This window comes from Dyella sp. SG609 (genome assembly GCF_012275375.1).
GTDB lineage: Bacteria > Pseudomonadota > Gammaproteobacteria > Xanthomonadales > Rhodanobacteraceae > Dyella_D > Dyella_D marensis.
Window position 1 is genome coordinate 51,324 of record NZ_JAAZQJ010000017.1, and the last position, 15,534, is coordinate 66,857.

At 66.4% G+C, this 15,534-nt stretch carries 2 protein-coding genes and 1 pseudogene; all 3 read left to right on the forward strand.

Annotated elements, in window-relative coordinates; all coding sequences use genetic code 11:
• Positions 1–27: 27 nt before the first annotated feature.
• Positions 28–12,465, forward strand: a complete 12,438-nt coding sequence (locus tag FHW85_RS21400; protein WP_168649586.1) for an autotransporter-associated beta strand repeat-containing protein — start codon at positions 28–30, stop codon at positions 12,463–12,465.
• 27 nt (positions 12,466–12,492) lie between these two features.
• Positions 12,493–14,298: a bifunctional sulfate adenylyltransferase/adenylylsulfate kinase gene (locus FHW85_RS21405; RefSeq protein ID WP_343203725.1), complete on the forward strand. Its 1,806-nt coding sequence runs from the start codon at positions 12,493–12,495 to the stop codon at positions 14,296–14,298.
• A 51-nt stretch (positions 14,299–14,349) separates the two neighbouring features.
• Positions 14,350–15,228, forward strand: a pseudogene (locus FHW85_RS21410) (IS3 family transposase); the annotation flags it as partial.
• Positions 15,229–15,534 lie beyond the last annotated feature (306 nt).

Sequence of the window (15,534 nt, forward strand, 5' to 3'; positions counted from 1 at the left end):
TTGGAGCCAACAGGGGAGGAAGGGCTCATGAATCGTGTTTTCCGCATTATCTGGTCGCGGGCGCTGCACACCTGGGTGGTGGCGTCCGAGCTGGCGACCCGCCGCGGCAAGAGCGACGGCAGCGTGGATCGGCGCGTCGGCGCCGCCGGTATCGCGCCGGAGCATCTCGATGTCGCGCACGCGTCCTCGCCCTGGCCGCTGCGGCTGAGCATCCTCGCGGCCCTGCTGGCGCTGCAGGCGCCTGCGTATGCGGTCGACCGCTACTGGGACGTCAACGGCACCAGCCTCGGCAACGGCGGCACCGGTACCTGGAATACCACCAGCCCGTTCTGGAGTCCGAACAGCGACGGCGTCAGCGGTCCCTACAGTGCGTGGAACAACGCCGCTCTCTACGACGCGTACTTCGGTGGAACAGCGGGCACAGTCACCCTGGGCGGCGCGATCACCGCTCACAACCTCACATTCCAGACCACGGGCTACTCGCTCACGGGCGGCAGTCTGACGCTCGGCGGCACCAGCCCCACCATCACGGTGACGACCGGTAGCACCACCATCGCCTCGCCGATCATCAGCACCAGCGGGCTGATCACCGGCGGCGCGGGCACGTTGACGCTCAATGGAAGCAACAGCTTCGGCGGTGGCATCACCATCAACGGCGGCGCCCTGGTCCTGAATGCCGCGAACAGCTTCACCGGCGACATCAATGCCATCGGAGGCAATCTCAGCATCGGCGCGACTGGCGACGCGGCGCTGGGCAATGCGGCCAACCAGATCTATCTGGCTAATGGGCGGTCGTTCTCATCGATAGGCATGATTTCGTCGAGCCGCACCGCCAACCTCACGGGCGGCATCGCCTCCATAAGCGGCGCCGGCGTGGGTGGCGTGCGCTACACGGGCGCCGGCGGACTGAGCCTCGCCGACGGCGTATCGCTGACCAACAACGCCAACGACTACCAAGGGCAGACCCGGTTCACCACGCAGACGGGCTGGTCCGGCAGCTACAACGCCTTCAGTTCGATCGCCGACCTCGGCGTGGCGAGCGCGCTCGGCGCTCCCACCACGGTCGCCAACGGAACCATCGTCATCGGACCGGGCGGCGGTCAGTCCCTCGGCCCGAATCAGGTCTACTACACCGGCACTGGCAATAGCTCCAACCGTAACTGGCAGATCAATCCGGGCGCGTACGCGGGTTCCGCCACGTTGTTCAACGCGGGCAGCGGCACACTGCGATTGACCGGCAATATTGCCGGCGGCGGCGCAGGGGGCCATGCCATCGGCTTCAATGCACAGTCAGCCGACATGGAACTGCTGGGCGTCATCAGTGCCAACGATGCCCGCCCCATCGCCTTCACCGCCGGAAGCGGGCATACGGTCCGGCTGGGCGTCGCCAACACCTTCACGGGTCCGGCTTCGATTAGCGGCGCCGGCAAGGTGGAGGCATCACTGATCGCCAATGCCGGCGTCGCCGGATCCCTCGGCGCCGGTTCGGTTTCCATCGGTGGCGGCAATCTTTCCTACGTCGGCGCCGGTGAATCGACCAACAAACCCTGGACCATCTCCAATGGTTCACTCAACAGCAACGGCAGCAGCGCGCTATCCTTGAGCGGCACCGTCGGCATTTCCAATACGGCCACCCTTGGCGGCAGCTTCACCGGGGCGGACAACCTCATTTCGGGCGTGATCTCCGGCACCGGCAACCTGCGCAGCGCGGGCAACGCCACCTGGATCCTGACCGGCGCCAATACCTATACCGGCAATACCATCGTCGATTCCGGCATCCTGCGTGCCGGCACGGGCACGGCCTTCGGCGCATCCGCCACCGCACAGGTCAACGGCGGCACGCTGGACCTCAACGATTTCGACAAGACGTTCACCACGCTTACAGGCACAGGCGGCACCGTGGACCTGGGCACGGCCACGATGACCTTGCAGGCGGCGGCAGGCACCACCGCGATCTACGCCGGCAACATCACCGGCACCGGCGGCCTGACCAAGCTCGGGGCCAGCACGCAGACGCTGACCGGCGCCAATACCTACACCGGCGCCACCACTATCGGCGGCGGCATCCTCGCGCTGGATTTCAGTCCCGCCGGCGGCCCGGCCAGCAACATCGTCAGCAGCAGCTCCACGCTCAACATGGCCGGCGGCCGGCTCAACGTCATCGGCGCGGCGGGGGAGAGCAATACCCAGACCTTCAACGGCCTCAACGTCAGCGCCAGCAACAACACTATCGACGCCAAGTCCGGCACCGGCGGCAGCCTGACGGTGAACCTGGGCGCCATCAACCGCACGGGCGGGCTGATCAACTTCAACCTGCCGAGCAGCGGCCGTATCACCACCACCAACACCACGCTGGGCGGTTGGGCGACCGTCAACGGCACGGACTACGCCAAGGTAGTGGGCGGCAATATCGTTGCGTTCACACCCGTGGACTACACCAACAAGGACAACGCGGCCAACTGGCTCAACGGCGAGTACATCACCGATTCCACCGGCTTCTTCAATACGGTGTCCGGCACCAAGCAGCTGGGCGGCCTGCGCTATACGGTGGCCAAGTCCACCACAGTCACCGTGAGCCCCGGCCAGACCCTGGGCGTGGACGGCACCATCATCGTGGCACCGTCGGTGCTCAACACCAATCAGGTGATCACGGGCGGCATGATGACCGGCGCCAGCGGTGGCGACCTGGCCGTACAGCAGAACAGTGCCGGCAACTTCACCATCGCCTCGCAGATCGTCGACAACGGCACGGGCACAGGCTTCGTCAAGGCGGGTACCGGCCTGGTGACGCTGAGCAATAACGGCAACACCTACACCGGCGCCACGCGCGTGGCGCAGGGCACGCTGTCAGTGAGCAGCATCAAGAGCGGTGGCGTGGCCAGTGGCATCGGCGCATCCTCTGCCGCGCCGTCGAATCTGTCGCTGGAAGGCGCCACGCTCAGCTACACCGGCACCGGCGACACCAGCGACCGCGGCTTCACCTTCGCCAAGTCCGGCGCCATCGTGGAAAGCGGCGTGCAGGTGACCAACGCCAACGCCAACCTCACCTTCAGCGGACTGGTGAGCAGCCCGGACGGGGCGAACTTCCTCAAGAGCGGCCCCGGCACGCTGACCCTGGCCAATCCCGCCAATACCTTCACCGGCATCGTCACCGTCAATGGCGGCCTGCTCGGCGCGACGACCCTGGCCAACGGCGGGCAGGCGAGCAGCATCGGCGCGGGAAGCAGCGCGTCGGCCAACCTCGTGCTCAATGGCGGCGGCCTGCAGTACACAGGCGTCACCGTCGGCACCGACCGTGGCTTCACCCTGGGCAGCAGCGGCGGCACCATCGATGTGACTCAGGCAGGGACGACGCTGACCGACAGCGGTATCGTGACCGGCAGTGGCCGCCTAACCAAGAACGGCGCCGGCATGCTGGTGCTGACCGGCGCCAACACCTATACCGGCGGCAATACGGTCAATGGCGGCATCCTGCGCGCGGGCGCGGCGAACGTGCTTGGCGCCTTGACCAGTGCGCCCACCAACCTGGCCAACGCGGCGGGCGTGGGGCTCGACCTCAACAACTTCGACAACCTGATCGGCCCGCTCAACGGCGGTGGCGCCAACGGCGGCAACGTGACGCTGGGCTCGGGCACGCTGCGCATCGCCTCCGGCAACGGCAGCTACTCGGGTGTGATCAGCGGCACCGGAGGCGTCTGGCGCACCGATGGCGGCAATCAGAACTTCAATGGCTGCAACAACACGTACACCGGCGCCACCACCCTGCAGGGCGCCACCCTCACGACCGACTGCCTGGCCAATGGCGGGCAGGCCAGCGGCATCGGCGCATCGTCCGCCGCGTCGGCCAACCTGGTGTTCAGCAACGGTAACCTGAACTACACCGGCAGTACGGTCAGCATCGATCGCGGGTTCACGCTCTCGGGCTACGGCGTCATCGACGTCATCAACGGCACCACGCTCGGTTTCAGCGGCCAGGTCATCGGCGGCGGCGAGCTGTACAAGGACGACACCGGCACGCTGGTGTTGTCCGGCAACAATACCTACACCAACAACACCCACGTCAGGGGCGGCATCCTGCGCGCCGGCTCGGCCACGGCCTTCGGCAGCACCAACTCCTTCTGGATGGACAACACCGCCGGCGCACTGCTGGACCTGAACAACTTCAACGCCAACGCGGGAGCCCTGATCGGCGGCGGGAGCACGGGCGGCAATATCGCGTTGGGCACGGGTATGCTGACGATCCGGGACGGCCTGGGTCAGACGTATGCCGGTGCGATCTCCGGCACCGGCAGCCTGATCAAGAACGGCGCGGGGACGCAAACCTTGTCCGGCTGCAATAACAGCTACACCGGCGCGACGACGATCAATGCGGGCGTGCTGGCAGTCAACTGCCTCAATAACGGCGGCGTGGCCAGTTCGGTCGGCGCATCCAGTGCCGCGCCGGCCAATCTGACCATCAATGGCACGCTGCGCTATGTCGGCACCGGCAGCAGTACCGACCGCCAGTTCACCCTGGGCACCAGCGGCGGCACGCTGGATGCCTCAGGCACGGGCATCGTCGAATTCACCAGCACCGCCCCGGTGACCCTGGCCGGCGCCAACACCGCCCGCATGCTGACCCTGACCGGCACCAACACTGGCTACAACCTGCTGGCCGCGCAGCTGGACAATAACGGCGCCGGCGTCACCTCGCTGACCAAGACCGGCACCGGCACCTGGCGCCTGACCAACGCCAACAGCACCTACACCGGCGTCACCCGCATCAACGGCGGCGTGCTGAGCGTCGACCAGATGGCCAATGGCGGGCAGGCCAGCAGCATCGGCGCCTCGTCGAATGCGGCGGCCAACCTGGTGATCGGCAATGGCTCCACGCTGCGCTATACCGGCGCAGGCGATACCAGCGATCGTCAGTTCACGCTGGACATCGGCGTGACGTACATCGAATCCTCCGGCACCGGCGCACTGCAATTCACCAACACTGGCGCGGTGGCGCTGCTCGGCACCAATGCGACTCGCACCATCGCCCTGGGCGGCACCAATACCGGCGCCAACACCATGGGCGGCGCCATCGGCGACAACGGCACCGGCAAGACCACACTGGCCAAGAACGACAGCGGCACCTGGGTGCTGACCGGCAACAACACCTACACCGGCAATACGGTCATCAACAACGGCAACCTGATGATCGGCAACGGCGGCACCACGGGCAACGCCGGCGCCGGCAACGTGATCGTGGATTCGCCCACGTCCATGCTGTCGCTCAACCGCAGCGACACCTTCACCTTCAGCGGCACGCTGAGCGGCCCCGGCACACTGGCGCAGGTCGGCACCGGCACCAGTGTGCTGACGTCGGCAAGCAACCAGATCGGCGCCACCACCATCAGCGCTGGCACGCTGCAAGTCAACGGCGGTCTGGCCACGCCGACCATCGGCATGACCGGCACCTCTGCGCTGACCGTCGACGGCACGGTGCAGGCGAGCGGCGGCACGCCCACCGCAATCACCGGCGATGCCGGCAACCAGAGCATCACCGTGAATGGCGGCGGCACGCTGCTGGCCAACGGCGACCTGGGCGAAGGCAGCGATGCACTCAACCTCACTGGCACGCTCAACACCGGCACGGGCACATTGAGCCTGGGCAACGGCAATGACGTGATGACGTTGCACGACGGCGCGTCCATCGCCGGCACCGGCGTGGATGCCGGCGCCGGCACCGACCAGTTGGTGATCGACGACGCCAACCCCTACACCTTCAGTGGCGTGGGCATCAGCGGCTTCGAGCAGTTGACCAAGCAGAACAGCGGCGTGCTCACCCTGACCGGCGCACAGGCGTACAGTGCCGGCACCGCGGTCCTTGCCGGCACACTCGACGTGGACGGCACGCTGACCACGCCCAGCATGGCGCTGGGCGACAACACGCTGCTCAATGTCGACGGCACGGTCGAGGCTGCTGGCGGCGCACCAGCGCTCCTGATCGGCAGCGGCGGCGCCAATGCGATCCAGGTCAACAGCGGCGGCGTGCTGCGCGCCAATGGCAACTTGGGCCCAGGCAACGACACGATCACCGTGGCCGGCACGCTGGATACCGGCGGCAGCGCCCTCGGCCTGGGTGACGGCAACGACGTACTGACCCTGCGCGACGGCGCTACGCTTGCCGGCGTGGGTGTCGACGGCGGCACCGGCGTGAACCAGCTGGTGCTGGACAACGCCGGCGCGCTGAGCTTCAACGGCAGCCAGACCTCTGGCTTCGGCGGCCTGGTCAAGCAGAACACCGGTACGGCCACCATGACCGGCACGCAGGGTTTCGCCCTTGGCACCGCGATCAACCAGGGCGCGCTCGATGTGGACGGCAATCTGACCACGCCGACCATCAGCCTGGCCGACGGCACCACCCTGGACGTGGACGGCAGCGTGCAGGCGGCGGGCGGAGCGCCCACAACCATCAGCGGAAGCACCGGCAGCAACACCGTCAGCGTCGGTGCGGGTGGCACGCTGCTGGCCAATGGCGACCTGGGCGCCGGCAACGACGTGCTCGACGTGGCCGGCACGCTCGACACGGGCGGTGGCGTGCTTGCCTTGGGCGACGGCGACGACAGGCTGACCATCCACGACAATACCAACATCGTCGGCACGGTGTCCGCCGGCGCGGGTAACGACACCTTCGACACCCACATCGACATGGTGGCCAACCTCGGCGCGGTGCAGGGCTTCGAGACGCTGGCCAAGACTGGCGCGGGTACCCTCAACATCAACGGTCCGCTGAGCTCGGACTTCAATACGGTGAACGTGCAGACGGGCACGTTGAACGTGACCGCCGCCGGCAGCGTGGTGGGCAGCACCGGCATCCCGTTGACCACGACAGTCGCTGTCGGCGCCACCTTGAACGTGGACGGCAGCTACGGTTGCAGCGCGGGCGACGACACGATGACCGTCGCCGGCACCGTATCGGGCAGCGGCACCATCGACCTGTGCGGCGGCAATGACGCGCTGACGCTGCAGGACGGCGCGGTGCTCAACAACACCATCAGCGGCGGCACGGGCAGCGATACGCTGGTACTCGACGTGGCTGGCGCATCGTCCTTCGATGCCAGCCGCACGACCAACTTCGAGCTGCTGCAGAAGACCAACGCCGGCACCGCGACGTTGACCGGCTCCCAGAGCTTCAGTGGCGGCACGACGGTCAGCGGCGGCACGTTGAGCGTGGCCGGCACGCTCCAGACCCCCACCGTAAGCATCGCCGGCGGCACGACCTTCAACGTGGACGGCACCGTCAATGCCGGTGCGGGCACGCCGGTGCTGATCAGTGGCGATGCCGGCAGCAACACGGTTTCCGTGGGTGCTGGCGGCAACCTGCTGGCGACCGGCAATCTCGGCGCGGGCGTCGATACGCTCGATGTCAGCGGTACGCTCGATGCCGGCGGCGGCGTATTCTCGCTGGGCGACGGCGACGACAACTTCATCGTGCACGACGGCACCACCGTGCTGGGCGCCATCGACGGCGGCGCCGGCCTGGATACGCGCACCTACGACATCAACGGCACGGCGACGCTCGGCGCGCTGCTCAATTTCGAAGGCGTGACCAAGACCGGCACCGGCGTACTCAACGTCACCGGGCCAGGCGCCACCGCGCTGCAAGACGTGCAGGTGCTCGGCGGCACCTTGAACGTGGCCGCGGGCGCGAGCATCGAAGCGACCGTGGGCAGCCCGCTGACCACCACCGTGGCCGGCGGCGCCATCTTGAACGTGGACGGAAGCTACGGCTGCGGCGCCGGCAGCGACACCATGACCGTGTCGGGCACGCTCTCCGGCAGCGGCACCATCAACCTGTGCGGCGGCGACGACACGCTGGTCCTCAACGACGGCGCGAATCTGGCCGGCCTGGCCCATCCGATCGACGGCGATGCGGGTACCGGCGACAAGGTGGTGCTCAACAATGCCGGCGCGCTGACCCTGGACGCGAGCCGCGTCGCCAACTTCGAAGTGCTGCAGAAGGACAACACCGGCGAGGCCACCTTGACCGGCACGCAGACCTTCAGTGGCGGCACGCTGCTCAATGATGGCACGCTGACCGTGGCGGGGCAGCTCTCGACGCCGACGGTCACCATGGCGGACGGTACCGTGCTCAACATGGACGGCCAGATGGACGGCGGCGTGGCCGGCGCGGCGGCGATCACCGGCAGCAGCGGCGTCAACACGGTCAACGTGGCGGCCGGCGGGCTGCTGGTCGCCACCGGCGACCTGGGCGACGGCAACGACGTGCTCAGCGTGGCCGGCACGCTCCAGACCAACGGAGGCGTGTTCTCGCTGGGCGCCGGTGACGACACCTTCAAGGTGTTCGACACCACCAATACCGCGGACGCCACCATCGACGGCGGCGCAGGCAACGACACCCTGGATGTCAACATCAGCAGCGGCCACACCGTGCCGCTGGGCAGCCTGCTGGGCTTCGAGTCGCTGGGCAAGTCCGGGCAGGGCACGCTGGAGATCCAGGGTGCGTCGAACTTCATCGACGTCAACCTCAACGAGGGTCTCCTGCGCGTGACCGGCACGGGCAGCGTCAGCGCCGTCAACACCAACATCCTGGCCGGCGCGACGCTCGAGCTGGCCGATGGCGGCAGTTACACCGGTACCAGCGGCGCGGACAGCTTCACCGTGGCCGGCACCGTGCTCAGCAGCGGCAACGGCAGCGGCACCATCAATCTCGGCGACGGCGACGACACCTTCATCATCAAGGACGGCGCCGACCTTTCCGGTCTGGCCACGCCGGTGAGCGGCGGGGCCGGGAACGACACGTTCGTCGCCGACCTGGTGGGCCACGCCGTGCTCGGCGGCGCCATCGATTTCGAGACGCTGACCAAGACCAACACGGGCACCTTGACCGTCGCCGGTCCGGCACCGTCCGCCTTCACCACGGTCAACGTCGATGGCGGCACGCTAGACGTCGGCGCGGCCGGCAGCCTCAGCGGCGTGACCGCCACCACGGTGGCCAGCGGCGCGACCTTGCACGTCGACGGCAGCTTCAGCGGTTCGGCCGGCAACGACAGCATGACCGTCGCCGGCACGGTCAGCGGCGGCGGCAACATCGCCTTCGGCGACGGCGACGATGTCTTGACTGTGCGCGATGGCTCCGACTTCAGCGGCTTCACCGGCACCCTCGACGGCGGCGCGAGCGGCACGGGCGACAGGGTAGTGCTGGACAACGCGCAGGCGCTGACCTTCGGCAGCGGCACGGTCACCAACTTCGAGTTCCTCGACAAGACCAATAGCGGCACGGCCACTGTGGTCGGCGACGAGAGTTTCAGCGGCGGCACCACGTTGAGCGGTGGCGAACTGGCAGTCGCCGGTACGCTGCATACTCCCGGCGTGACGCTGAGCGACGACACCACGCTGACCGTCGCCGGCAACCTGGACGCCGGCAGCGGCACGGCGGCCGCCATCACCGGCAGCGGCGGGGTGAACACGGTGAACATCATCGGCACCGCGCTGGCCACGGGCGACCTGGGCGCTGGCAACGACGTGCTCGACGTGCGCGGCACGCTCAACACCGCCGGCGGCGTGTTTGCGCTGGGCGACGGCGACGACAGCTTCGTCGTGCATGACGGCACGGTGGTGCAGGGCACGGTGGACGGCGGCGCCGGCTTCGACACGCGCGTGTACGACATCAACCTCACGGCCGACCTGGGCGCCCTGGTCAATTTCGAGGGCGTGACCAAGACCGGTACAGGCGTGCTCAACATCAACGGCCCGGCCACCACCAACCTGCAGCAGGTCAGCGTGCTTGGCGGCACCTTGAACATCGCGCCGAACGCCACCGTGGCGGCCATCGCCGGCGGTCCGCTCGACACCCTGGTGGCGGCAGGCGCCACCCTGAAGGTGGATGGCCACTTCGGGTGCGGCGACGGCGCGGACAGCATGACCGTGGCCGGCACCGTGTCGGGCACCGGCACCATCGACCTGTGCGGCGGCGACGACACGCTGACGCTGCAGGACGGCGCCGTGCTCGACAACACCATCAGCGGCGGCGGCCACAACCTGGGCGATACCGTGGTGCTCGACAATGCCGGCGCGCTGAGCTTCGATGCGTCTCGCACGATCAACTTCGAGTTCCTGCGCAAGACCAATGCCGGCGAGGCCACGCTCACCAGCAGCCAGAGCTTCAGCGGCGGCACCACCATCGACAGCGGCACGCTGACCGTGGCCGGCCAGTTGGAAACGCCGACCGTGGCCCTGGCCGATGGCACCACGCTCAACGTCAAGGGTACGGTGCAGAGCGCCGGCGCCACCGCGACCGTGCTGAGCGGCAGTGCCGGCACCAACACGGTGACGGTGGGCGAGGGCGCCACCCTGCGCGCGACCGGTGACCTGGGTGCGGGCAACGACGTGCTCGACGTGGCCGGCACGCTGGACACCGCCGGCGGCACGCTGGCGCTGGGCGATGGCGACGACACGCTGACCATCCACGACAACACCCGCATCCTCGGCACGGTGGAGGCCGGCGCCGGTAACGATACCTTCAACGCCGACATCGCCACCGTTGCCAACCTTGGCGCGGTGCAGGGCTTCGAGACGCTCAGCAAGAGCGGCGCCGGTGTGCTGAACGTCAACGGCCCGGCCAGCTCGGACCTCACCGCGGTGAGCGTGCGCGAAGGCACGCTGGACGTGACCGCCGGCGGCAGCATCTCGGCGCAGAACACCACGGTGGCCGCCGGCGCCACGCTGCAGGTCGAAGGCAAGTACGGCGGCACCAGCGGTGACGACACGTTCACGTCGGTGGGTACCGTGCGCGGCGCGTTCGACTTCGGCGCCGGCAACGACAGCGTGTCTTTCACCGGCGGCGACATCAGCGGCGTCACCGCGCTGAACGGCGGCGCTGGCACCGACCGCCTCAGCTTCAGCGGCTTTGCACTGGACAGCGGCAAACTGCCCCTGCTGAGCGGCTGGGAGCGCATGGAACTGCTGAATGCCAGCAGCCTGACGCTGAGCGCGCCGCTGAACCTGCAGGGCGGCACGCTGGCGATCGATAGCACCTCCAAGCTGTTCGCCCAGCAGGAAGGCGCTTCTTTCGGCGGCAGCATCGAGAACGCCGGCCTGATCGACGTCGGCACCAACCGCCTGCCGATCAGCGGCAACTACGCCGGCAACAACGGCACGCTGCATCTGGACGTGTCACCGGAGACGCTGAAAGCGGGCGGGCTGGACGTCGGCGGCGACGTCAGCGGCGTCACCCGCGTGGCGTTCGACAGTGACGGCGCCAAGCTCTCCGGCGCGGGCAAGGTATCGATCCTGGTGATCTCCAGCCCGAACGACAATCCAGCCACGCCAGGCAGCTTCGTGCCGGCCAGCACCGTCGACGGCGCCGTGCGCCTGAGCGGCAGCTCCTTCCCCTGGAGCTTCGACCAGAAAGCCGATCACAACTGGTACCTGGAAGCGCAGGCCGGCCTGTTGCCGGAACTGCCCGCCTACGCCGTGCTGCCGACCCTGGGTGCGCTGATGGCGCGGCAGAACGACGACCTTGTGCACCAGCGCCTGGCCGGCATGCGCAGCACCGAGCATCCGCAGTGCGGCAACAAGCCGGAGGAACGCGAAGCCATGCAGACCGACACGCGCTTCGTCGACGACTGCCACGGTTTCTGGGTGGCGGCCACCGCGAGCAGCACGGACCTGGGTGGCGATCCTGGCGTCGCCGCCTCCGGCAGCGACGTGGGCATGTACGTCGGCTACGACTACGTGGGCTCGGACAGCAGCGGCAGCGGACGCATCGGCGCGTTCATCGGCTATCTGCACGGCAACTACTGGACCGACGGCCGTAACTCCACCGGCCTACCGGGCATCGGCAAGGCCGGCATCCGCCTCGACACGCCGGTGGCCGGTTGGTACGGCAGCCTGTACTGGAACGACGGCAGCTACCTCGACACCGTAGTGAGCGGCCAGCGCGCCCGCGCCCGCATCCGCACTTCGGACAGCTTCACGCAGTCGCTCAGCGGCGGCAGCGTGACGGTCAGCGCAAAGCTCGGGCACCGTTACCAGCTGGACAGCGGCTGGACGTTCGAGCCGCACGTGAAGCTGGCGGCTACACAGGTCCATTGGAACAGCATGATCGACGCCAATCAGCGCGCGCTGACCTTCAACAACAACTGGATGGGCACGGCCACCCTGGGTCTGCGTATGGAGCGGGTGTTCACCACCGATCGCGGTGCGATGATCAAGCCATGGGCGACGCTCGCCGTGCAGCGGACGCTCAATCAGGCGAGGGATGCCCTGCAGGTGGTCGAGCCCGGGGTGGGCGGGAACAGCTTGATGCTGCCCAATCAGGACCTGGGCACTACCGTTCGGTTGGATGCGGGCGTGGAAGCCCGGCTCAATCCGGGCGTGAGCCTGTTCGGCGTGTTATCGGCCAGCCGTGAGCTGAGTGGAAGCAAGTATCGGGAAGAGTCGGCTAATGTCGGTGTGCGGATACGTTGGTGACGATGGGCTTGGCAAGGGGAGGGGCGGGTGAACGAGCTTGATGGCAGGGTGCATGACCGGGCGATATCCCGTGCCCAGCGAAACCCGCCGCATGGCGGCCTGCTCGTCGACCTGCTGCTTGCGCAGGACGAAGCCGCCGTACTCCGCAAGCACAGCACGGCGCTGCCTGCGATAACGCTCAACGGCAGGCAGCTGTGCGACCTGGAACTGCTGCTCAATGGCGGCTTCTCGCCATTGAAAGGTTTCATGACCCGCGCCGATTACCTGAGCGTGGTCGAACGGCTTCGCCTGGCGGACGGCACGTTGTGGCCGATGCCGGTCACGCTCGATGTCGACGCGGCCGTGGCGAACGGCATCCACCCCGGACAGGAAGTCGTCCTGCGCGACAGCGATGCCACGCCATTGGCGATCATGAGGGTGGAAGATGCCTTTCGCCTGGATGGCGAGCATGAAGCCTTGCGTGTATTCGGAACCCTGGATACCGGCCATCCCGGAGTCGCGGAAGTGTTGGCGAAAGCAGGGCGGATCTGCCTAGGAGGATCGATCCGCGGCATCCAGTTACCGGCGCACGCCGATTTCGCCGCCTTGCGCGATACGCCGCGCAGCCTACGGGCCTGGTTCCAGGCAAATGGATGGCACAGGGTGGTCGCGTTCCAGACCCGCAATCCGATGCACCGCGCCCATTACGAACTGACCGTGCGCGCCATGTCCCAGACCGGCGCAAAGCTGCTGCTGCACCCGACCGTCGGCCGCACTCGCGCAGGCGACGTGGACCATTTCACCCGCGTGCGCTGCTATCAGGCCTTGCTGCCTTATTACGGGGGCGCCAGCGCCAAGCTGTCGCTGCTTCCGCTGGCCATGCGCATGGGTGGCCCACGCGAGGCGCTCCTGCATGCCATCATCCGGAAGAATTATGGCGCCACGCATTTCATCGTCGGGCGCGACCATGCGGGCCCGGGTGAGTCCTCGAACGGGACGCCTTACTACGGACCGTATGACGCCCAGGCTCTGGTGCTGTCGCATGCCGACGAGCTCGGCATGCATATCCTGCCTTACAAGGAGATGGTGTATGCCGCCAACAGGGGCGCTTATGTGGCCACAGATGAAATACGTGGCGGTGACATGGCCCAAGCGATCAGCGGAACCGAATTTCGCCGGCGCTTGGCCGGCGGGGAAGAGGTGCCCGAGTGGTTCAGTTTTCCGGAAGTCGTGGCTATCCTGCGCGGTTCCTTCCGTCCGCGCACGCGACCAGGGGTAGTCGTTTGGCTTACCGGCCTGTCCGGCGCAGGCAAATCCACCATAGCCAAAGCGCTTGCCGCCTTGCTTATGGAGCGCACGAATCGCACCGTCAGCATGCTCGATGGAGATGAGATGCGCCGGCATCTTTCTGCCGGACTAGGCTTCTCCCGCGAAGACAGGCTCGCCAATGTATTGAGGGTCGCTTACGTGGCGGGCGAAATCGCAAAGCACGGCGGCATTGCCATCTGCGCACTGATCTCGCCGTACGCGGACGCACGGAAGCAGGCGCAAAGTATGATCGAGGCGCATGGACATTATCTGGAAGTCCATGTGTCGACAGATCTAGCGGTCTGCGAATCGCGTGACGTCAAAGGGCTTTATGCGCTTGCTAGATTAGGCCAGCTCCCTCACTTTACTGGAGTGAGCTCGCCTTATGAGGTGCCGGAGAATCCAGCGCTGAGGATCGATGCGAGTTTGGCCTCAGCGACGGACCTGGCTGAGGATGTTTTTGAAGTACTTTTAGGGAATGGCGTGACGACGTGCGATGGATGGTGTTGGAGTTACCCGGATTTAGTGGACATAGCTAGCATCTAGGTATCTGCGTCGAGGGCGAAGGTCATGTCTCCGAGTAGAGCTCCGAGCAAAGCAAAGCGAGCGTACAAGTTCATTGAGGCGCATCGGAACGAGCACAGCATTCAAGCCATGTGCCGGCTTCTTGGAGTCGCTCGGGCTGGGTACTACGCTTGGCTTGATCATCCGATATCCGATCGAGCTCAGGAAGACGCGAGGCTGCTTGGGCTGATTCGTGCATCCTTTGTTGCCAGTCACGGCGTCTATGGCGCTCCTCGAGTGTTGCAGGATCTACAGGAACTCGGAGAGTCCTGCGGTAAGCACCGGGTGGAGCGCCTGATGCGGGAGAACGGTTTGCGGGCATTGCATGGTTATCGGACTCGGCATCAGCCTGTAGCCAAGCCGTCAGCTTTGATTCCCAACCTACTGCAACGCCAGTTCACTGCATCGCACCCCAACGAGGTCTCGGTGACGGACATCACCTACATCCGGACTTGGCAAGGCTGGTTGTATCTGGCCGTGGTCGTGGACCTTTTCTCGCGCAAGGTCGTCGGATGGTCTGCCAAACCTACCATCCGCCGGGATCTGGTTCTTGAGGCTGTTACGAGAGCTATTCGTTGCCGACGGCCCCGCAAGACCATGATCCACTCGGATCAAGGAACGCAGTATGGGAGCGATGCCTGGCGGCGCTTCTGCAGGGCCAACCGGCTTGAGCCAAGCATGAGTCGGCGAGGAAACTGTTGGGATAATGCAGTGGTTGAATCCTTCTTCGGTAGCCTGAAGAAGGAGCGGATCAAGAAGCGAATCTACGCCAACCGAGAAACTGCTATTCAGGACATATCGAGTTACATCGACGAATTTTACAATCCGACACGCCGTCACAGTCATCTTGGCGGCGTCAGTCCAGACGAATTCGAGGCAACCCATCGAACTCGCGGGACTCATGTCCACTAAATCCGGGTAACTCCAGTCGATCCTGGCTCACGTCGCAACACGCGCGTTCATCCGTTACATCACCGTAACCTGTCGTTAAAGCCCTCGCACTTCAACGCTTCGACCACCTCCGAGGCAATCGCTTCGGATATCACGTCCGGTTCGTCATCTCGCGTTACCCCCACCTAACAACCGCAGGCGCATGCTGCGTTGGCGCCAGGAAGAAAGCCTCCTCTTGGCAGGCGCCTCAGTCACGCGGTCCTATCCCTAACGCCACCTGAGTACTTCTCCGACTCTTATCGGAGTTGCGGCTTCGGCCGCCCCAGA

Bases quoted from the DNA above. Each gene is read 5' to 3' on its own strand.
- FHW85_RS21400 (WP_168649586.1), top strand. From the start codon at position 28: ATGAATCGTGTTTTCCGCATTATCTGGTCGCGGGCGCTGCACACCTGG.